The following is a 19730-nucleotide window of genomic DNA, read 5'->3' on the forward strand; positions in this document are numbered from 1 at the left end:
CTCCGGCACAGGCGTGAACTCCGGCGCAGGCGTGAGCTTCGGCTCAGGCGTGAGCCCCGCCCGCGCCGGATACTGTCGCGGTATGGATCCTCTGCCCACCCCGCAGACCCAGTCCGGCCGCGACGGGCTCGCCGCGCTGCTCGCTCGGCCCCGCACCGCGCTGATCGGCCTGGACTTCGACGGCACCCTCGCCCCCATCGTCGCCGACCCCGAGCAGGCCCGCGCCCACCCCGGCGCCGTCCCCGCGCTGGCCGCCCTCGCCCCCGAGATCGCCTCCGTCGCCGTGATCACCGGCCGCCCGCCCGAGGTCGCCGTCCGCTACGGCGGCTTCGCCGGCGTCCCCGGTCTGGAGCACCTCACCGTCCTCGGCCACTACGGCGCCGAACGCTGGGACGCGGCCACCGGCACCGTCACCGCACCGCCACCGCACCCCGGCGTGGCCGCCGCCCGCGCCGAGCTGCCCCGCCTGCTGGAGCGGGCCGGCACCGGCGAGGGCATCTGGATCGAGGAGAAGGGCCGGGCGCTCGCGGTGCACACCCGCCGGGCCGCCGACCCCCAAGGCGCCTTCGAGTCCCTGCGCGCCCCCCTCACCGACCTCGCCGCCCGGCACGGGCTGATCGTCGAGCCCGGCCGCCTGGTGCTGGAGCTGCGCCCGCCCGGCATGGACAAGGGCGTGGCCCTCCTCGACCACGCCCGTGCCGTCGGCGCCGGCTGTGTCGTCTACGCCGGCGACGACCTCGGCGACCTGCCCGCCTTCGCCGCGGTCGACACCCTCCGCGCCGAGGGCGTCCCCGGCCTGCTGGTGTGCAGCGGCAGCACGGAGGTCACCGAACTGGCCAAGCGGGCCGACCTGGTGGTGGACGGCCCGGAGGGGGTCGTAGGACTGCTGCGGGCGCTCGCCGCTCAGCTCGGCTGAGCGGTCAGGGCCTCGAGCTGGTCCAGGAACCAGCGGGCGGGCGGCAGCGCGGTCGCGGCGGCGGCCAGCCGCTTGGAGCGGGCCGCCCGCTCCTCCGCCGGCAGGGTCAGCGCCTCGTGCAGCGCCCGCGCCGTGCCCGTGATGTCGTACGGGTTCACCGTGAAGGCGTCCTCGCCCAGCTCCTCGTGCGCCCCGGCCTCCCGGGACAGCACCAGCGCGCAGCCCTCGTCGGAGACCACCGGGATCTCCTTGGCGACCAGGTTCATGCCGTCCCGGATGGGGTTCACCAGCGCCACGTCGGCCATCCGGTAGGCGGCCAGGGAGCGCGCGAAGTCGTCCTTCACGTGCAGCACCACCGGGGTCCAGCCCGGAGTGCCGTACCGCTCGTTGATCCGGTCAGCGACCCGCCGCACCTCGTCGGTGTAGTCCCGGTACACGGCGAGGTCCTGGCGGGAGGGGTAGGCGAACGCCACGTGGACGACCCGCTCCCGCCACTCGGGGCGGTCGTCGAGCAGCTGTTCGTACGCCAGCAGTCCGCGCACGATGTTCTTGGACAGCTCGGTGCGGTCCACCCGGACGATCGTCCGGCGTCCCTCGCCGATCTCCTCGCGCAGCGCCGCCATCCGCTCGGCCACGTCATCCCGGTGCGCCCGCTCGCGCAGGAAGTCCGCGTCCGCGCCCAGCCCGTGCACCCCGATCCGGGTGCCGGTGGGGATGCCGGGCCCCAGCACCTCATGGCAGCAGACGGTGAAGGCGTCCGCCCAGCGCCGGGTGAGGAACCCCGCCCGGTCCGCGCCCAGGATGCCGCCGAGCAGCTCGGCCGCGATGTCGTCGGGCAGCAGCCGGAAGTAGTCCGGCGGGGCCCACGGGGTGTGCGAGAAGTGGCCGATGCGCAGGTCGGGCCGCAGCCGGCGGAGCATCCGGGGGGCCAGCGCCAGGTGGTAGTCCTGGATCAGCACCGCCGCGCCCTCGCCCGCCTCCTCGGCCAGCGCCTCGGCGAACGCCTGGTTGTACGCCTGGTACGAGGCCCACTGGCGGCGGAAGTCCGCGTCGAACACCGGTTCCAGGGGGGTCTGGTACAGCAGGTGGTGGACGAACCAGAGCACCGAGTTGGCGATGCCGTTGTACGCCTCGGCGTGCACGGAGGCGTCGATGTCGAGCATCCGCACCCGCTGCCCACCGGTCTCCTCCACCGGCAGCAGCCCGCCGTCGGCGCGCCGGACGGCCGCCCGGTCGCCGTCGCCCAGCGCGGCGCACACCCACACCGAGTCCGCGTCCGGCCCGATGGCGGACAGTCCCGAGACCAGCCCGCCGCCGCCCCGCCGGGCGTCGAGCGAACCGTCCTCGCGTACCTGATAGGAGACCGGGCCGCGGTTGGAGGCGACCAGTACCCGAGCTTTGCCGACAGAGGTGCGCGTGGAAGCCATACGCCTCAACCTAGCCCGGCCCGTAAACCCTCAAACGTGCGATCCACCTGCGAAGCCGGCCGTGTACGGCCCGTTCACGCCACCTTCCGCTCCGCGTACTCCGCGACCTCCACCATGGGCGGACGCTCCTCGGTGTCCACCGAGTAGGTACGCGGCTCGAAACCGTCCTCGCCCCGCTCGAACTGGGTCAGCGCCGGCCGCACCAGATGCCCCCGGGCCAGCCGGAGCTGGGCCGTGCGGTAGATCGCGGCGGCCATCCGGCCGAGGGCCTGGCCGTCCTGGTGGCGGTGCTTGCGCACCCCCACGTCGACCTGGGCCAGCGCGTCCAGGCCGACCAGGTGCAGCGCGTCCACCAGCATGCCCAGCTCCACGCCGTACCCCACCGGGAACGGCAGCTGCTCCAGCAGCGAGCGGCGGGCCGCGTACTCGCCGCCCAGCGGCTGCACGAAACCGGCCAGCTGCGGCCAGTGCATGTTCAGCAGCGGCCGGGCCATCAGCTCGGTGACCCGCCCGCCCTGCCCGGCGGAGCCCGCGAGCGGACGGTCGTACATCGCCTTGACCAGGTCCACGCCGGGGTCGGTGAGCAGCGGCCCGACGATGCCGAGCACGAAGTCGGAGGAGAACTCCCGCAGATCCGCGTCGACGAAGCAGACGATGTCCCCGCCGGTCACCAGCAGCGAGCGCCACAGCACCTCGCCCTTGCCGGGGACGGCCGGGATGCGGGGCAGGATCTCGTCGCGGTGGACGACCCGGGCGCCGGCCCGCGCGGCGACCTCGGAGGTGCGGTCGGTGGAGCCGGAGTCGACGACCACGATCTCGTCGACGAGCGGGATCTGCTCCACGAGGTCGTGGCGGATGACGGTGACGATGTCGCCGACCGTCTCCTCCTCGTTGAGGGCGGGCAGTACGACGCTGATCGTCTGGCCCGTGCGCTGCTTGGCGGCCAGCACCTGGTGCGGCGGACGGTCGGCCACGGACCAGGAGCGGCGGCTCAGCCAGCGCTCGACTTCTTCCAGCACGGTCGGCGGCTCCTCACTGTCACCACCACACGTCGCCGTGTGATGCATCTCGCGGTTCGGACGACTATCTCAACTGTCCTGGCCTTCGGTTACAGTCTTGAACAACGCCGATGACCATCGCATGTCGGGGGGTCAAGCGGCGTTGACAACCACATACAGCTCATCCAGAGGGGCAGAGGGACACGGCCCGATGAAGCCCCGGCAACCCTCCAGCCGATTCTCGTCTTCTTCCGAGCGAGGCTCCCGGCTAGGGAAGGTGCCAAATCCGTCTCACGGCGAGATGCGTCGTGAGGAAGATGAGGAGAAAGGGCCTCGCCTCACATGGCTGTGCAGACAGTTGCCACCACCAGCGACTCCACCGTGGACCTCGGTCCCGCAGCGGCCCTCAGCTGTCGCGAATGCGGCCACCGGGTCCCCCTCGGACCGGTCTTCGCCTGCGAGGAGTGCTTCGGCCCGCTGGAGATCGCCTACGACTTCTCCGCCTACGACACCGAGGAACTGCGCCGGCGCATCGAGGCCGGCCCCGCCAGCATCTGGCGCTACGCCCCGCTGCTGCCGGTCCCGGCCGACGTCGCCGAAAAGCCCAATCTCAACCCCGGCTGGACCAAGCTCGTCAAGGCCGACAACCTCGCCCGCGAACTGGGCGTGACCGGCGGTCTGTACGTCAAGGACGACTCCGGCAACCCGACCCACTCCTTCAAGGACCGGGTCGTCGCCCAGGCCCTGGAGGCCGCCCGCGCCTTCGGCTTCACCACCCTGTCCTGCTCCTCCACCGGCAACCTCGCCGGTGCCGTCGGCGCCGCCGCCGCCCGGGCCGGCTTCCGCTCCTGCGTGTTCATCCCGCACGACCTGGAGCAGGGCAAGGTCGTCATGGCCGCGGTCTACGGCGGCGAACTCGTCGGCATCGAGGGCAACTACGACGACGTGAACCGCTTCTGCTCCGAGCTGATCGGCGACCCGGCCGGCGAGGGCTGGGGCTTCGTCAACGTCAACCTGCGGCCGTACTACGCCGAGGGCTCCAAGACGCTGGCGTACGAGATCTGCGAGCAGCTCGGCTGGCGGCTGCCCGACCAGATCGTCATCCCGATCGCCTCCGGCTCCCAGCTCACGAAGATCGACAAGGGTCTCCAGGAGCTGATCAAGCTCGGACTGGTCGAGGACCGGCCGTACAAGATCTTCGGCGCCCAGGCCGAGGGCTGCTCCCCGGTCTCCACCGCCTTCAAGGCCGGCCACGACGTCGTACGGCCGCAGAAGCCGGACACCATCGCCAAGTCCCTGGCGATCGGCAACCCGGCCGACGGCCCCTACGTCCTGGACGTGGCCCGCCGCACCGGCGGTGCCGTGGAGGACGTCACGGACCCGGAGATCGTCGACGCCATCCGGCTGCTGGCGCGCACCGAGGGCATCTTCGCGGAGACGGCGGGCGGCGTGACCGTCGGCGTGACCCGCAAGCTGCTCGAGGCGGGCGTGCTGGATCCTGCGAAGACCACGGTCGTCCTCAACACCGGCGACGGCCTGAAGACCCTGGACGCGGTGGCCGGCACCGGCCTGACCGCCACCATCCGCCCGACCCTGGACTCCTTCCGAGAGGCTGGCCTCGCATGAGCGTGACCGTTCGCATCCCCACCATCCTGCGCACCTACACCGGCGGCCAGGCCGAGGTCCCGGCCGAGGGCGGCACGCTCGGCGAGGTCATCGCGGACCTGGAGAAGAACCACACGGGGATCGCCGCCCGCGTCCTGGACGACCAGGGCAAGCTGCGCCGGTTCGTCAACGTGTACGTGAACGACGACGACGTGCGCTTCGAGCAGGGCCTGGACACCGCGACCCCCGACGGCGCGGGGATCTCGATCATCCCCGCGGTCGCCGGCGGCTGATCCCTTACCGGCGGTAGATCCGGTCACTGACCGTCCACTCGATTGCCCCCTCCGTGAGAGAAACGGAGGGGGCAATTCTGCGTGATTGAACGCGGTAGAGTTGGGGAACACGGTCGCGATCGGGTGGTCGCGAGCCCGTGAAACATGCTGCGCGCCCGATAAGAAACAGCCAAGTTGTGCGGGTTCTGCGCGGCTTTTGTGGCTTTTATGGGGCCCGACTTGCCCTGACGTCGGGTGAATTCTCGCCATATTCCGGACCTCTGACGTCCAGATTTCTCGTCCGATTGACCTGTTGCAGACGGCAGTTGGACAGATACATTCGGCCGCGGTCGACGCGTTCCGGCGCACGCCCCCGACCAGTTGGGGGGTGAGGTCTGACCCGGGTCCGCGAAGTGTGGATCTGTGCAAGGGCCAGTAATAGGGGAGTTAGGCATGGCTCAGGGCACCGTCAAGTGGTTCAACGCGGAGAAGGGGTACGGCTTCATCGCGGTCGACGGTGGTGCGGACGTCTTCGTCCACTACAGCGCGATTCAGATGGACGGCTACCGCACCCTGGAAGAGGGCCAGCGGGTCGAGTTCGAGATCTCGCAGGGCCAGAAGGGTCCGCAGGCCGACATGGTTCGCGTCACCGCCTGAATGTTTTGTGTGAAGGGCCCGCACCTCGCAGAGGGTGCGGGCCCTTCGCCATGCCCGCCGCCGGCTCCCGGTTCCGGCGTTCGCGGGCGGCTGACGGGCACCTCTCCACCCGGCCGGGCGCTTGCACTCGACCATGCCGAGTGCTAATCATTGCGTTAGCACTCTGAAGGTGAGAGTGACAGTGAAGGACCGGGTCGGTGAGGCCCGCGGGCCGGGTGGGGCAAGGAACCACGAGGCCGGCGAGCCGTCCGTCGCGGGCGCGGGCGCGGTCCGAAGGAATCACCCCCAGTCCTGGAGGGACCACTTCACATGGCCAAGATCATCGCGTTCGACGAGGAGGCGCGGCGCGGCCTCGAGCGCGGCATGAACCAGCTCGCGGACGCCGTGAAGGTGACGCTCGGCCCCAAGGGCCGCAACGTCGTCCTCGAGAAGAAGTGGGGCGCGCCCACGATCACCAACGACGGTGTCTCCATCGCCAAGGAGATCGAGCTCGAGGACCCGTACGAGAAGATCGGCGCCGAGCTGGTCAAGGAAGTCGCCAAGAAGACGGACGACGTCGCCGGTGACGGTACGACCACCGCGACCGTGCTCGCCCAGGCCCTGGTCAAGGAGGGCCTGCGCAACGTCGCCGCCGGCGCCAACCCGATGGCTCTGAAGCGCGGTATCGAGAAGGCCGTCGAGGCCGTCTCCGCCGCCCTGCTGGAGCAGGCGAAGGACGTCGAGACCAAGGAGCAGATCGCCTCCACCGCGTCCATCTCCGCCGCCGACACCCAGATCGGCGAGCTGATCGCCGAGGCCATGGACAAGGTCGGCAAGGAAGGCGTCATCACCGTCGAGGAGTCCAACACCTTCGGTCTGGAGCTCGAGCTCACCGAGGGTATGCGCTTCGACAAGGGCTACATCTCCGCCTACTTCGCGACCGACATGGAGCGCATGGAGGCGGTTCTCGAGGACCCGTACATCCTCATCGCCAACTCCAAGATCTCCGCGGTCAAGGACCTGCTCCCGCTGCTGGAGAAGGTCATGCAGTCGGGCAAGCCGCTGCTGATCATCGCCGAGGACGTCGAGGGCGAGGCCCTGTCGACCCTGGTCGTCAACAAGATCCGCGGCACCTTCAAGTCCGTCGCCGTCAAGGCCCCGGGCTTCGGCGACCGCCGCAAGGCCATGCTCGGCGACATCGCCATCCTCACGGGCGGCGAGGTCATCTCCGAGGAGGTCGGCCTCAAGCTGGAGAACGCGACCCTGGACCTCCTGGGCCGCGCCCGCAAGGTCGTCATCACCAAGGACGAGACCACCATCGTCGACGGTGCCGGCTCCTCCGAGCAGGTCAACGGCCGGGTCAACCAGATCCGCGCCGAGATCGAGAACAGCGACTCCGACTACGACCGCGAGAAGCTCCAGGAGCGCCTGGCGAAGCTCGCGGGCGGCGTGGCCGTCATCAAGGCCGGTGCCGCCACCGAGGTGGAGCTCAAGGAGCGCAAGCACCGCATCGAGGACGCCGTCCGCAACGCGAAGGCCGCCGTCGAGGAGGGCATCGTCGCCGGTGGTGGCGTGGCCCTGCTGCAGGCCTCCCAGGTCTTCGAGAAGCTGGAGCTGGAGGGTGACGAGGCGACCGGCGCCAACGCCGTGCGCATCGCCCTGGAGGCCCCGCTGAAGCAGATCGCCGTGAACGCCGGCCTCGAGGGCGGTGTCGTGGTGGAGAAGGTGCGCAACCTGACCCCGGGCCACGGCCTGAACGCCGCGACCGGCGAGTACGTCGACCTGGTCGCCGAGGGCATCATCGACCCGGCGAAGGTGACGCGTTCCGCGCTGCAGAACGCCGCGTCGATCGCTGCGCTGTTCCTCACCACCGAGGCCGTCATCGCCGACAAGCCGGAGAAGGCCGCGGCGCCGGCCGGCGGCGGCATGCCGGGCGGTGACATGGACTTCTGATCGACCTGAGGGTTGATCTCCTGTCCTACGAACGAGGGCGGTACTCCTGGCTTTCCGGCCGGGGTACCGCCCTCGGGCGTTTCCGGTGCCGGACCGGTGTCGGGAGGTTGCCGTGGGGCCGCCCGCTTCTCGGTGAGTGTCGTGCTTCCGTGAGGTGAGTCAAGGGCGCTGCGCGTCGCCTTCGGCGATGGGCCTGCGGCCCACCCTTGACACACCTCACTCCAGCACGGGGGAGAAGCGAGCGGGCGGCCGGGGGAAAGTGGCCGGCTCAGGTCCGTTGGTCCCTGTGGTGGGTTGCGTTCGCATCGTGGGTCGGGGGTTGCGCGCTTGCGTCTGGCGGGGGCGCTGGGTGGGTTCGGTGGCTTGCGGCCCGGTGGGTGGTGCGTGGTGTTGCTGGGTGGTTGGGCGGTGGTCCCGGCGGGTGGGCTGGTGGAGGGGTGGGTTGTTTTTGGAATGCCTGTCCATAACTAGCCCCCTTGCCTCCCCGCCCTCTTGCCTCCGCGCTTCCTTGCCCTTCGCGGTCAGGGCCGCCGTGGCGGTATCCCGCCTTCGCCGCTGGATTGGCTGGCGCAGGCCGGGGGGCCTATGGGGCCGCCCGCCCCCTTTCCGTGAGCCGCCCCGCTCGCCCGCAGGCTCTGCCACGGGTCGGAGGGCCGCTGAGCTGGCCGGGCGTGCTGGTGGAGCCCGACCGCGTACCTGCCACCGGGCCGTAGACCGCTTAACCGGCCCGGCGTGCGGGTGGGGGCGATTGCGTGCCACCCGCCGGGCCGGAGACCGCTTTGCCGGCCCGGCGCGCTGGTGGGGTCGTCTGCGTATCTGCCACCGGGGCGTAAGTCGCTTAGCCGGCCGGGCGTGCTGGTGGAGCCCGACCGCGTACCTGCCACCGGGGCGTAAGTCGCTTAACTGGCCCGGTGTGCGGGTGGGGGCGTCCGCGTGCCGCCCGCCGGGCCGTAGGCCGCTTTGCTGGCCCGCGTGCGGGCGAGGCGCGATCGCGTACCTGCCACCGGGCCGCAGGCCGCCGAGCCGGCCGGGCGTGCTTGTGGAGTCCGACCGCGTACCTGCCACCGGGGCGTAAGTCGCTTAACTGGCCCGGTGTGCGGGTGGGGGCGTCCGCGTGCCGCCCGCCGGGCCGTAGGCCGCTTTGCTGGCCCGCGTGCGGGCGAGGCGCGACCGCGTACCCGCCACCGGGCCGCAGGCCGCTAAGCCGGCCTGGCGTGCGGGTGGGGGGAGTCCGCGTGCCTCCCACCGGGCCGGAGGCCGCTTTGCCGGCCCGGCGTGCTGGGGAGGTGCGATCGCGTACCTGCCACCGGGGCGTAAGTCGCTTAACCGGCCCGGCGTGCTGGCGAGGCGCGATCGCGTACCCGCCACCGGGCCGCAGGCCGCTAAGCCGGCCTGGCGTGCGGGTGGGGGCGTCCGCGTGCCGCCCACCGGGCCGTAGGCCGCCAAGACGGCCCGGCGTGCTGGCGAAGGGCGGTTGCGTTCCCTGTTGACGGGAGTTTGTAGCTCACCTGTGGGTCTGGTACCGGGCTGGGCCACTGGTCTTTCGGCCGCTCGCTCGCTTCTGCCTCGTGCTGGAGCGGGGTGGGTCAAGGGTGGGCCGGAGGCCCATCGCCGAAGGCGACGCGTAGCGCCCTTGAGGCGGCCCGTGGAAGCACGACACTGACCGGGAAGCGAGCGGCCCGACGGCCACTGGAAAGCTCCGCCGCGCGTACGGAAGGCCGCCCACCAAAGGAGGGGGGCGGCCTTCCGGAGATCAGTCGACGTTCAGGGTTTGACGCGCAGCGCGGTGAAGCGGGGCCAGGCCACCTTGGCCGCCTTGTCCGCCTCGTTGCGCACCGCCAGGGACACGCCCCCACTGGTACGCGCCGGGTCGAGCTGCTTCGTGGCGCGGGCCACCACCGCGTGACCGCCGTCCACGGTGATACGGACGCCGCCGGGGGAGACCGTCAGGTCCAGCCGGTGTGTCGCCGCCGGGGTGAGCTTGCCGGTCGTGACGCGCTCCGCGCCGTCGGCCGGCCGCTCGGTCACCCGCAGCCCCGCCTCCGAGACGGTGACCGTGACCGGCACCAGGCTGCCGTGCCCGACCTCCACCGACGCGCTGGTCTTGGTCCCGCTCAGCCCGGCGACGGTCGCGCTCACCTGGTAGGTGTTCCAGTCCGCCGTACCCATCGGCAGATGGACGGCCGACACGTACGTGCCGTTCGCCACGCCTTTGCCGGTCAGCGCCGCCAGGCCGGTGCCCGAGGGGCTGCCCGGGAACCGCCACTGCTCGGGGTTGCGCAGTGGCTCGGGGACCTCGGCGGGGGAGCGGGTGACCCACTCGTTCAGCCGCTTCACGAAGGTGTCGGTGGACGTCGTCCGCATCACCTCCAGGCGCTCCACCTGCCGGGCGGCGGCCGCGCGCGGCCCGGCCGGCAGCGGGCGCGAGGAGACGTTGGTCAGCGACGCGGCGAACCGCTCCCGCAGCAGCCGTTCCAGCACGGAGGTGTTGCGGGCGGTGAGGTTGGTCGGCGCGGCCGTCTCCGAGAAGGGGTAGGCGAACAGCCGGGGCGCCGGCAGGCGGTGGTCGGAGAACGCCCGCAGGGACTTGTCCAGGTCGGTCTGCACCCGGGTGCGGTACTCGTTCTCGGTCTCCAGCCGTTTCTCCTTCGCCAGCCAGAGCCGGTTGGCGAGCACCGACCCCTGGTGTCCGGCGGCGTCGATCGCCGCCCGCTCGTGGCTGAGGTGCGTGTGGTCCTGGAAGTCCCAGCGCCCGGATGCCTTCATCCGGTCGATCTCGGCCCAGGACAGGTAGTACGGGCGGTGGGTGCCGACCGCGCCGGTGATCAGGAAGGACGCCGCGCGCATCTTGTGCTTGGCGAGGACCTGGTCGGCGTGCGTCCACAGGCCCCGGGTGCCGTCGTCGAAGGTGAGGTAGACGGTGTGCGGCGCCGGTGTCGTGCCCGTGGTGAGGTAGCGGGTGAACTCCTCGGTGGTCAGGGAGCGGTAGCCCGCCGCCTCCAGCTTGGCGAGCTGGGTGTCCAGCTGCTGCGGGGTGAGGGTGTAGTCGTTGGTGGGCTCGGGGTTGATGTCGTGGTACGCGAGCACGATCGGCGCGCTCGCGCGGGCCTTGACGATCTCCCCGGGCAGCGCCTCCGGCTCGACGCGGGGCGCGGCGGCCTGCGCGGACACCGCGCGCCGGGCGCTGTCGTAGCTCCACGCGCCGAGGAACGGCGTCACCACCACCATGGCGGCGAGGGCACCGAGCGCACTGCGTACGGCGGGACCGAGCAGCCGGCGGCCCGTCCCGCGGCCGGTGGCGGTCGTACGGGAGTCGGGGCGCCGGCTCATCGGGAGCCTCCCCGGGTGAGGACGACGTAGTAGAGGGCGAGCACGGCGGCGGCGGAGAGTACGGCGACGGTCAGCCGGAACAGGTAGCCGATGCCCTTGCGGACCCGGCCTCGCCGGGGCGGGTGCGGGGTTGACGGGCTTGCGGTGATGCTCATGCGGGAGTCCTCGTCCAGATTCCACGGCGGAGGGTGAGAGCGGCGTACGGCAGCAGCCACGCCAGGACACAGCAGGACAGCAGGCTCATCAGGGGCCGGTAGCGCCAGCGCCTGTCGCCCGGGTTGTCGAACCGGAACGCCAGACCCCAGATGCTGCCCTTGAGCAGCATCCCGGCCACGTAGAGCGCGGTGAGCCCGGCCGCCCAGTGCAGCGGGGCCCACACCAGGTGCAGGAAGACCAGGGCGGGGGCGGCCGTCACCCACAGGGCGTGGCCGTAGTAGAGCAGGGCCGGGACCGGCCCCCGGCGCCACATGAAGCCGCCGGTGAAGAAGAGGTTGCGGATGAAGCTCTTCTTCCAGCGGACCTGCTGGTGGATGAAGGGGCGCCAGTGGGCGGGCACGTTGGTCCACACCCGGGCGGACTTGGTGTAGCCCACCAGCCAGCGCCGCTCGGGGTGGTCCTGTCCGGCGATGAACGGCGAGCCGGCGTGCCGTTGTTTGAGGGCGCGTCCGCGCCAGGCCTGGCCGAGCACGTACCCGGTCAGCTGCCGGTCGGTGGCGAACCGGAACGGGGCGCCCGCGAACCGGTCCTCCGCCCAGGCGGGCAGGTAGTTGTAGATGGCCTCGCGCCGGAACGCGGCCAGCGGACCGGAGACGCAGGTGACCGCCCCGTACGCGGCCTCGGCCGCCTTGGCGATCCGGAACTGTCCGTCGTACCAGACGTCCTGGACGCGGGTCAGGGTGCTCTGGTGCGGGTTGAGGGCGCGGCAGTGCCCGCTGACCGCGCCCAGGTCGGGATGGCGGACCATGGCCCGTACGCACTGCCGGATCGCGTCCGGGGCGAGGACGCAGTCGGAGTCGGTGAACATCAGGATGTCGCCGTCGGCCAGCGCGCAGGCGCGGACCAGGGCGGCCTTCTTGCCGATGTTGCGGTCCAGCCGGATGACGGTGATGCCGAGTTCGTCCGCGAGGCCGTCGAGGACCGCGCCGGTGCCGTCCCGGGAGCCGTCGTCGACGACGATGATCTGGAGGTCGGGGTAGTCGGAGGCGGCCATGGAGCGGACACACGCCTCGACGTTGCCGACCTCGTCCTTGACCGCGAGCAGAAAGCTGACCCTGGGCCGTTCCGGCAGCGCCGGGAACGTCTCGTGGCCGGGCGCCCGGCGGCGCAGGGTGCGCACCGCCGGGTCGTCGTACTGGGTGTAGGCGAGGTAGAGCAGGCCGGCGGTGCCGGTCAGCACGGCCAGGCCGTAGCAGGTGATCAGGCTGGGCTCGTACGGCAGCCGGACCGATCGCCGGGCGATCAGCAGCAGCACCGGCACCAGCGCGATCAGGCCGAGCAGCCGTACCAGGGCGGCCCGTTCGCGCGGGTCCATCGTCTCCAGTGCCCCGCCCAGGCGGGCCCGCAGCCGGCGGCGGAGGGGGGAACCGGCCGTGGCGGGCGCCGTGGGCAGGGTGTCGAGTACGGCGCTCACCGGACCGCGGCGGGGGCAGCGGGTCGGATGCGGTGCCGGGTGTCCAGCACCCGCGGCACCGCGTCCAGCCAGCCGAGGTCGGTGCCGGGGTGCACGGTGTGCACGATCACCAGGTCCCAGGTTTCCTCGTGCGGGTCCGCCACGGACCCCAGCTCCCGGCCCTCCACGGTCAGGCGCGGCACGTGGCAGTCGCTGTAGTGGGCGTCGGCGCCCTGCTCGGCGAGCAGGGCGAGCAGCCGCAGCGCCGGGCTCTCCCGCATGTCGGACACGCCCGGCTTGTAGGCGGCGCCGAGGACCAGGACGCGGGCGCCGTCGAGCGGGCGGCCGTCGGCGCGCAGCCGCTCGGCGGCCTGCGCGGCGATCTGCGCGGGGCGCTCGCGCAGGGCGGTCATCGCGGTGCTCAGCACCGGGGCGGACGGCCCGCCGGGCGGCAGCTGGTGCAGCAGGTAGTACGGGTCGCAGGGGATGCAGTGGCCGCCGGCCCCGGGGCCCGGGTAGAACGGCATGAAGCCGTACGGCTTGGTGGCGGCGGCGTCGATGACCTCGACGGGCGCGAGACCGAGGTGCGCGCAGGCCTCCGACAGTTCGTTGGCGAGGGCGATGTTGACCGCGCGGAAGATGTTCTCCCAGAGCTTGGCCATCTCGGCGGTCTCCGGGCCGGACACCTGGTGGATGCGCGAGGCGGTGGCCCGCAGCACGAAGGCGGCGGCCCGGGAGCTGACCGGTCCGGCGCCGCCGACGATCCGCGGGGTGGTCTCCGGGGTGTGGCGTTCGTTGCCCGGGTCGATGCGCTCGGGGGCGAAGGCGACGAGGACGTCCTGCTCGGCCGTCAGGCCGCGGGCGGCGAGCGGGGCCAGCAGCAGGTCCCGGGTGGTGCCGACGTGGCTGGTGGAGGTCAGCACGATCAGCTGGCCCGGTACGGCCCGCTCGACCACGGTGGCGCAGGCGGCGCGCAGGGCGCGCAGGTCGGGCCGGTAGTCCTCGGTGATCGGGGTCGGTACGCAGACGATGACGGCGTCCGCGCGGGGCAGGGTGTCGACGTCCGTGGTGAGCAGGAAGTCGCCGGTGTTCTGGGTGCAGGCCAGGGCGGCGTGCTGGGCCGGGAGCAGGTCCACGCGGCCGGTGCGGATGTCCGCCAGCCGCTGTTCGCTGATGTCGATGCCGAGGACGGTGGCGCCGGCGTCCAGCAGGCCGAGGGCGGTGGGCAGGCCGACGTAGCCGAGGCCGACGACCGCGACGGTCAGTCCTTGCAGGGGGGTGGGGGTGTGCTCACCGGCCGCGTCGAGGCGGTCGGTCCACCGCGTGACTCCGGGGCCGGCGACGGGCGCCCAGGTCACTCCGCTGCTCGCGTTGTGTTGCGTAATAGTCACGCTGTGTTATTTAAGGCTCGTAGCCCGATCTTCCGAGCGGCGCGACAGGGAAGTGCGGGCAATTCACCCGGTTGTCGGCGGACGGGCCGTATGGCGGGGTTCACACGGGTGGGTGGAGTGGTCCGGGAATGAGGCCCCGGGGTTCCCGCATTACTTAAGGAGCTGCAACAATGCAGCCGCACATACCAGCTGGTCGCCCCTGGTAGCTAGGAGCCCCCCATGACCACCTTCGCGCCCGCCGCCTCCCGCGCGGCCCGCGTCCTGTCCCGCCCCCTCCGGCTGAACGGCCTCACCGTCCCGAACCGGATCGTGATGGCGCCGATGACCCGCAAGTTCTCCCCGGGCGGCATCCCCGGCGGGGACGTGCGCTCGTACTACGCCCGCCGTGCCGCCGCGGGCGTCGGCCTCATCGTCACCGAGGGCACGTACGTGGGCCACGAGTCGGCCGGCGAGAGCGGCCGCGTCCCGCTGTTCCACGGCGAGGAGCAGCTGGCGGGCTGGGCGAAGGTCGCCGAGGAGGTGCACGCGGCCGGCGGCGCCATCGTCCCGCAGCTGTGGCACATCGGCATGGTCCGCAAGCCGGGCCAGCGGCCCTACCCGGACGCCCCGGCCATCGGCCCCTCCGGCCTGGTCACCGCGGGCGCGGAGCCCACCGGTGTGACGATGACGCAGAAGGACATCGACGACGTCGTCGCCGCCTTCGCGCGGGCCGCGGCCGACGCCGAGCGCATCGGCTTCGACGGCGTGGAGATCCACGGCGCCCACGGCTATCTGCTGGACCAGTTCCTGTGGGCGGGCACCAACCGCCGTACCGACGCCTACGGCGGCGACGCGGTGGCCCGCACCCGGTTCGCGGCCGAGGTCGTCGCCGCGGTCCGCGCGGCGGTCTCCCCGGAGTTCCCGGTGATCTTCCGCTACTCGCAGTGGAAGCAGCAGGACTACACCGCCCGCCTCGCCGAGACCCCCGCCGAGCTGGAGGCCGTCCTCACCCCGCTCGCCGAGGCCGGTGTCGACGTCTTCCACGCCTCCACCCGCCGCTACTGGCAGCCCGAGTTCGACGGCTCCGACCTGAACCTGGCCGGCTGGACCAAGAAGCTCACCGGCAAGCAGGTCATCACGGTCGGCTCGGTCGGCCTCGACGGCGACTTCATCAACGCCTTCCAGGGCGAGAGTTCCTCGGTCAAGAGCATCGACAACCTCCTGGACCGCCTGGAGGCCGACGAGTTCGACCTGGTGGCCGTCGGCCGCGCGCTGCTCCAGGACCCCGAGTGGGCGGCCAAGGTCCTCACCGACCGCTTCGACGAACTGAAGTCCTACGACGCGTCGGCCCTCGCCACCCTCAGCTGAGCCGGACCGTCGTCACAGATTGCCCAGCGGCTCGATCCCGACCCGCACCGGCGTCCCCCACACCCGCAGCACCTCGTAGTCGGTGAACTCGTGGACGAGCCGGTACGCCATCGCGGGCCGGGAGCCGCGCCGCTGGGCCGCGAGATAGGCCTCCGCCTCGCGCCGGTCCCGGCGGGGCGTGCCGCACAGCTGCCACTCCTGCCCGTTCCACAGCTCCGGCAGCCACCGCTGCTGGGCCTGCGGGCGGTCCCCGCGCACGCCGTACCGGGAGGGCGCGGCGGGGGCGGGCTCCGCCGGACGCCGGGCACCCTGGTACTCCGAGCGGCGCGCGGCCCGGCGCCGGGTCTCACACAGCAGGCACAGGTCGGGGGCGCTCTCGTCCACCGGACCCTGCGGATGCTCGGGACACCGGGTGGCGGGCGCCCCCGTGGTCACGCTGTCCTCCAGCAGGTCCAGGGCGCGCCGCAGGTCGTCCTTGATCTCGTGCAGCCGGGCGTCCGGCGTGTCGGCGGTCAGGGCCTCGCCGTGCTCCCCGAGCAGCCGGAGAGCCCGTCCGAGGGCGGTGAGCTGGGCGTGGTTCATATCGGTCGGTCGCCTCCTCCCCTCCATGGTGCCCTGGCCCGCGGCCCGGGCGCGGGCCGTGGTGGAGTGGGCGCCATGACGACGCGCCGTGCGGGCCGCCTGTCGGAGGCCCTCCATCGCTTCAACGCGGCCCACCCCTGGGACCACAACGCCCACTACCACCCCTGGCTGCTGAGGCAGTTGCCCCGCCGCTTCGGCACCGCGCTGGACGTGGGCTGCGGCAGCGGGGAGCTGGCGCGGCTGCTCGCCCGGCGCGCCCGGGAGGTGCACGCCGTCGACTCCGACGCCGAAATCCTGGCCCGGGCCCGGGAGTCGACGCCAGGCGGCGCACCCGTCGCCTACCGCGTCGCCGACGCCGCCCGGCAACTCCCCGACGGGCCCTACGACGTGATCACCTGCGTCGCCGTGCTCCACCACCTCCCCCTCGCCGAGACCCTCACCCGCCTCAGGGACCGGCTCGCGCCCGGCGGCACGCTCGTCGTCGTCGGCTGCGCGCGGGCGGCGGACCCGCTGGACCACGCGCTCGGGCTCGTCGCCGTACCGCTCAACGCGCTGACGGGCTGGGCGAAGAACCGCGGCCGGCCGGCCCCGCGCCGGCCCCTGTCCATGACGGCCACCACCCGGGACCCGCGGGAGACCTACGCCGAGATCTCCCGCACGGCCCGCCGCCTCCTGCCCGGCGCCCGGCTGCGACGCCGCCTGTTCTGGCGCTACACACTGGTGTGGCGGGTACCTTCGAGCGGACGGCCCTCAGCCCGGTGACCCTCAGGCCGACGGCACTCAGGCCGGTGGCTCTCTGCCGGTGGCCCTCGGCTTGGCGGTCCTCGGCCGGTGGTCCTCGGCTTGGCGGGTCTCGGCCCGGTGGCCTTTAGCTCGGCGGTTCTCGGCTTGGTGACCTTGAGGCCGGTGGCTCTCAGCGGGTGGCCCTCAGCTTGGCGGTTTTTGGCCTGATGACCTTTAGTCCGGTGGTTCTCGGCTTGGTGACCTTGAGGCCGGTGGCTCTCAGCCGGTGGCCCTCAGCTTGGCGGGTCTCGGCTTGATGACCTTTAGCCCGGTGGTCCTCGGCCTGGTGACCTTCAGGCCGGTGGCTCTCAGCCGATGACCCTCAGCCCGGCGGTCTTCGGCCCGGCGGTCTTCGGCTCGGCGGTCCTCAGCTTGGCGGTCCTCGGCCTGGTGACCTTTAGTCCGGCGGTTCTCGGCCTGGTGACCTTCAGGCCGGTGGCTCTCAGCCGGTGGCCCTCAGCTTGGCGGGTCTCGGCTTGATGACCTTTAGCCCGGTGGTCCTCGGCCTGGTGACCTTCAGGCCGGTGGCTCTCAGCCGATGACCCTCAGCCCGGCGGTCTTCGGCCCGGCGGTCTTCGGCCCGGCGGTCCTCAGCTTGGCGGTCCTCAGCTTGGCGGTCCTCGGCCTGGTGACCTTTAGTCCGGCGGTTCTCGGCCTGGTGACCTTCAGGCCGGCGGCCCTCAGCTGATGCCCCTCAGCTTGGCGGTCCTCGGCCCGGTGACCTTTAGCCCGGTGGTCCTCGGCCTGGTGACCTTCAGGCCGGTGGCTCTCAGCCGGTGGCCCTCGGCTCGGCGGGTCTCGGCCCGGTGACCTTCAGCCCCGCGGTCCTCGGCCTGGTGACCATCAGGCCGACGGCCCTCAGCCGATGACCCTCCGCTCGGCGGTCCTTGGCCCGGCAGTCCTTGGCCCGATGGCTCTCGGCTCGGCGGTTCTCGGCTCGGCGGTCTTCGGCACGGTGGCTCTCGGTCCGCCGGCCCTGTGGCCGGGGGTGGGTCAGTCGGGCGCGTGGGCCAGGGCGGCGCGCAGGTGGCCGCCCGACTCCCGAAGCAGACGGGCGGCCGTGGGGCCGTCGACGCCGGCGAGCAGGGCCAGGATGGCGTGCTTCACCTCGCCGCCGGTCTCCGTGAGGGCCCGGTCGATCTCGGCGTCCCCGGCGCCCGTGGCCAGGGCGACGATCCGGTGCGAGCGGGCCCGGAGCTTGGCGTTGGAGGCGCGCACGTCGACCATCAGGTTCCCGTACGTCTTGCCGAGCCGGATCATCGTGATCGTCGACAGCATGTTCAGCACCAGCTTCTGGGCCGTGCCCGCCTTCAGCCGGGTGGAGCCGGTGATCAGCTCCGGACCGACGACCACCTCGATACGGTGCTCGGCGGCGGATCCCAGCGCGCTGTGCTCGTTGCAGGCCAGGCCGACGGTCAGCGCGCCGAGGGCGCGGGCGTGCTCGACGGCGCCGACGGCGTACGGGGTGCGGCCGGAGGCGGAGACGCCCACCACGCTGTCGTCCGGGGTGATCTTCAGCGCGTCCAGGTCCCGGCGGGCCAGCTCGGCGGAGTCCTCCGCGCCCTCCACGGAGGTGACCATCGCCGCGGGGCCGCCCGCGATCAGGCCCACGACCTGGTCCGGGTCGGTGTTGAAGGTGGGCGGGCACTCGGAGGCGTCCAGCACGCCCAGCCGCCCGGCGGTGCCGGCCCCGGCGTAGACGAGCCGGCCGCCGCGGCTCATGCGCTCGGCCACGGCGTCGATGGCGGCGGCGATCCTCGGCAGCTGCCCGGCCACGGCGCCGGGCACGCCCGCGTCCTCGCCGTTCATCAGCCGGGCGATCTCCAGGGTGGGCAGCTGATCGATGCCGGCCAGCTCGGGCCGGAAGGCCTCGGTGGTCAGGGAGGCCAGCTGACTGCGCAGGTCGTGAGAGGTCATAAGGGGGGTGGCTCTCTCCGGTACGGGGACGTGCTGTCCCTACGGTCTATCGCGAAGCGCTCCGGTGCCGGTGCGCCAGCGCCTCGTAGGACGCGGCCAGCGCCGGTGCCGCCGTCTCGTACGTCCGCTGCGCCACCCCGACGAACAGACAGTCCACCACCAGCAACTGACTGGTCCGGGAGGACATCGCGGCGGGCCGCAGCTCCGTCTCCCGCGAGGTCGACGTGGTCAGCACGAGATCGGCGTACTGGGTGACCGGCGCGTCCGGCCGCCCGGTGACGGCCACCGTCGTCGCCCCGCGCTCGAAGGCGACCCGCAGCGGCTCGATGACGTCCCCCGTCGTCCCGGAATGCGTGATCGCGATCGCCACATCGCCCGAACGGAGCTGCACGGCGTTGGTGACCGCCAGATGCGGGTCGCTGTGCGCGTGGGCTATAAGGCCTATCCGCAGCAGCTTCTGGGTGAGGTCCTGGGCGACCAGCCCGGACGCGCCCACGCCGTACACATCGGTGCGCCGGGCCGCGACCAGCGCGGTGACGGCCGCGCCGAGCTGCCCGGTGTCGAGTCCGGCGGCCGTGTCGGCGAGGGTCTGCTGCTCCTCGTAGGCCAGCTTGGCGACGACGTCGTCCAGGGAGTCGTCCACCGCGATGTCGGTGGTGATCGCGGGCGCGCGGCCGGACTGCTGCTGGGCGGCGAGTCCGGCCAGGGCGAGCCGCAGGTCCCGGTAGCCGGGGTAGCCCAGCAGCCGGGCGGTGCGCACGACGGTGGCCTCGCTGGTGCCGGTGAGTTCGGCGAGGCCGGTGACCGTGAGGGCGGCGCAGCCGGCCGGGTCGTTGGCGACGGCCTCGGCGACCCGCTGCATGGACCGGGTCATGGAGGGGGCGAGCGTGCGCACCTTCGCGGCGAGGGAGCCGACCGGACTGCCGAAAATTTCCTTCACGTCCTGGGTCACACGTGAAAGATA

At 72.4% G+C, this 19730-nt stretch carries 16 protein-coding genes and 1 riboswitch; of the genes, 7 read left to right on the plus strand and 9 right to left on the minus strand.

Annotated elements, in window-relative coordinates:
- The first annotated feature begins 82 nt into the window (after positions 1–82).
- Positions 83–916 carry a trehalose-phosphatase gene (gene otsB, locus IE251_RS06080; RefSeq protein WP_189751859.1) on the plus strand — a complete coding sequence of 278 codons (834 nt, stop codon included), beginning with the start codon at positions 83–85 and terminating at the stop codon, positions 914–916.
- On the opposite strand, the gene IE251_RS06085 is transcribed toward otsB, so the two are convergent.
- Together IE251_RS06085 and IE251_RS06090 are read right to left on the minus strand one after the other, a co-directional pair.
- The gene (locus tag IE251_RS06085) at positions 904–2343 is read right to left on the minus strand and encodes an alpha,alpha-trehalose-phosphate synthase (UDP-forming) (RefSeq protein WP_189751860.1); all 1440 of its coding nucleotides are present in this window, start codon (positions 2341–2343) and stop codon (positions 904–906) included. The two genes, otsB and IE251_RS06085, sit on opposite strands and share 13 nt — an antisense overlap.
- Positions 2344–2417: 74 nt before the next feature.
- Entirely contained in the window at positions 2418–3362 is a 945-nt protein-coding gene (locus IE251_RS06090; RefSeq protein ID WP_189751861.1) for a glucosyl-3-phosphoglycerate synthase, read from the minus strand.
- Positions 3363–3519: 157 nt separating this feature from the next.
- Positions 3520–3665: riboswitch (SAM riboswitch) on the plus strand.
- Positions 3666–3683: 18 nt separating this feature from the next.
- Here IE251_RS06090 and thrC point away from each other — a divergent pair.
- The 4 genes from thrC to groL all read left to right on the plus strand — a co-directional run bounded on the left by thrC (position 3684) and on the right by groL (position 7807).
- Positions 3684–4967, plus strand: coding sequence for a threonine synthase (gene thrC, locus IE251_RS06095; RefSeq protein WP_189751862.1), 1284 nt, complete (start codon positions 3684–3686; stop codon positions 4965–4967).
- On the plus strand, positions 4964–5239 hold the full coding sequence (locus tag IE251_RS06100; RefSeq protein ID WP_189751863.1) for a MoaD/ThiS family protein: 276 nt from the start codon (positions 4964–4966) through the stop codon (positions 5237–5239). The genes thrC and IE251_RS06100 overlap by 4 nt, the downstream gene beginning before the upstream one ends.
- A gap of 432 nt (positions 5240–5671) precedes the next feature.
- Positions 5672–5875, plus strand: coding sequence for a cold-shock protein (locus IE251_RS06105; protein ID WP_004986573.1), 204 nt, complete (start codon positions 5672–5674; stop codon positions 5873–5875).
- A gap of 309 nt (positions 5876–6184) precedes the next feature.
- On the plus strand, positions 6185–7807 hold the full coding sequence (gene groL, locus IE251_RS06110) for a chaperonin GroEL (RefSeq protein WP_030779546.1): 1623 nt from the start codon (positions 6185–6187) through the stop codon (positions 7805–7807).
- 1764 nt (positions 7808–9571) lie between these two features.
- On the opposite strand, the gene IE251_RS06115 is transcribed toward groL, so the two are convergent.
- The 4 genes from IE251_RS06115 to IE251_RS06130 are packed head-to-tail and all read right to left on the minus strand — an operon-like array spanning position 9572 to position 14137.
- A complete protein-coding gene (locus IE251_RS06115; protein ID WP_189751864.1) occupies positions 9572–11137 on the minus strand; it encodes a polysaccharide deacetylase family protein in 1566 nt (521 codons plus the stop codon).
- Positions 11134–11292: a hypothetical protein gene (locus IE251_RS06120; protein WP_157855549.1), complete on the minus strand. Its 159-nt coding sequence runs from the start codon at positions 11290–11292 to the stop codon at positions 11134–11136. The genes IE251_RS06115 and IE251_RS06120 overlap by 4 nt, the downstream gene beginning before the upstream one ends.
- Positions 11289–12767, minus strand: a complete 1479-nt coding sequence (locus IE251_RS06125) for a glycosyltransferase family 2 protein (protein ID WP_373301973.1) — start codon at positions 12765–12767, stop codon at positions 11289–11291. The genes IE251_RS06120 and IE251_RS06125 overlap by 4 nt, the downstream gene beginning before the upstream one ends.
- Positions 12764–14137 (minus strand): nucleotide sugar dehydrogenase, encoded by a 1374-nt coding sequence (locus IE251_RS06130; RefSeq protein WP_229896629.1) that lies wholly within the window; start codon positions 14135–14137, stop codon positions 12764–12766. The genes IE251_RS06125 and IE251_RS06130 overlap by 4 nt, the downstream gene beginning before the upstream one ends.
- A gap of 219 nt (positions 14138–14356) precedes the next feature.
- Here IE251_RS06130 and IE251_RS06135 point away from each other — a divergent pair, with 219 nt between their 5' ends.
- On the plus strand, positions 14357–15484 hold the full coding sequence (locus IE251_RS06135; protein ID WP_189751865.1) for an NADH:flavin oxidoreductase: 1128 nt from the start codon (positions 14357–14359) through the stop codon (positions 15482–15484).
- 12 nt (positions 15485–15496) lie between these two features.
- On the opposite strand, the gene IE251_RS06140 is transcribed toward IE251_RS06135, so the two are convergent.
- Positions 15497–16066, minus strand: coding sequence for a hypothetical protein (locus IE251_RS06140; protein WP_189751866.1), 570 nt, complete (start codon positions 16064–16066; stop codon positions 15497–15499).
- Positions 16067–16141: 75 nt separating this feature from the next.
- On the opposite strand from IE251_RS06140, the gene IE251_RS06145 reads away from it, so the two are divergent.
- Complete coding sequence (locus IE251_RS06145; protein ID WP_189751867.1) at positions 16142–16828, plus strand: class I SAM-dependent methyltransferase; 687 nt, start codon at positions 16142–16144, stop codon at positions 16826–16828.
- Positions 16829–17842: 1014 nt separating this feature from the next.
- Here the strand turns inward: IE251_RS06145 and murQ are convergent.
- Both murQ and IE251_RS06155 read right to left on the minus strand, forming a co-directional pair.
- Positions 17843–18766: an N-acetylmuramic acid 6-phosphate etherase gene (murQ, locus tag IE251_RS06150; RefSeq protein ID WP_189751868.1), complete on the minus strand. Its 924-nt coding sequence runs from the start codon at positions 18764–18766 to the stop codon at positions 17843–17845.
- Positions 18767–18812: 46 nt separating this feature from the next.
- A complete protein-coding gene (locus tag IE251_RS06155; protein WP_189751869.1) occupies positions 18813–19718 on the minus strand; it encodes a MurR/RpiR family transcriptional regulator in 906 nt (301 codons plus the stop codon).
- Positions 19719–19730: the final 12 nt, after the last annotated feature.

Source organism: Streptomyces eurythermus (genome assembly GCF_014649115.1).
Taxonomy (GTDB): Bacteria; Actinomycetota; Actinomycetes; order Streptomycetales; family Streptomycetaceae; genus Streptomyces; species Streptomyces eurythermus.

What these genes read in the sequence shown, in the direction of transcription:
- murQ (WP_189751868.1), bottom strand. Translation starts at nt 18,766, where the DNA reads ATGACCTCTCACGACCTGCGCAGTCAGCTGGCCTCCCTGACCACCGAG.
- IE251_RS06140 (WP_189751866.1), bottom strand. Translation starts at nt 16,066, where the DNA reads ATGAACCACGCCCAGCTCACCGCCCTCGGACGGGCTCTCCGGCTGCTC.
- IE251_RS06120 (WP_157855549.1), bottom strand. Translation starts at nt 11,292, where the DNA reads ATGAGCATCACCGCAAGCCCGTCAACCCCGCACCCGCCCCGGCGAGGC.
- IE251_RS06135 (WP_189751865.1), top strand. Translation starts at nt 14,357, where the DNA reads ATGACCACCTTCGCGCCCGCCGCCTCCCGCGCGGCCCGCGTCCTGTCC.
- thrC (WP_189751862.1), top strand. Translation starts at nt 3,684, where the DNA reads ATGGCTGTGCAGACAGTTGCCACCACCAGCGACTCCACCGTGGACCTC.
- groL (WP_030779546.1), top strand. Translation starts at nt 6,185, where the DNA reads ATGGCCAAGATCATCGCGTTCGACGAGGAGGCGCGGCGCGGCCTCGAG.
- IE251_RS06145 (WP_189751867.1), top strand. Translation starts at nt 16,142, where the DNA reads ATGACGACGCGCCGTGCGGGCCGCCTGTCGGAGGCCCTCCATCGCTTC.
- IE251_RS06105 (WP_004986573.1), top strand. Translation starts at nt 5,672, where the DNA reads ATGGCTCAGGGCACCGTCAAGTGGTTCAACGCGGAGAAGGGGTACGGC.
- IE251_RS06100 (WP_189751863.1), top strand. Translation starts at nt 4,964, where the DNA reads ATGAGCGTGACCGTTCGCATCCCCACCATCCTGCGCACCTACACCGGC.
- otsB (WP_189751859.1), top strand. Translation starts at nt 83, where the DNA reads ATGGATCCTCTGCCCACCCCGCAGACCCAGTCCGGCCGCGACGGGCTC.
- IE251_RS06115 (WP_189751864.1), bottom strand. Translation starts at nt 11,137, where the DNA reads ATGAGCCGGCGCCCCGACTCCCGTACGACCGCCACCGGCCGCGGGACG.
- IE251_RS06085 (WP_189751860.1), bottom strand. Translation starts at nt 2,343, where the DNA reads ATGGCTTCCACGCGCACCTCTGTCGGCAAAGCTCGGGTACTGGTCGCC.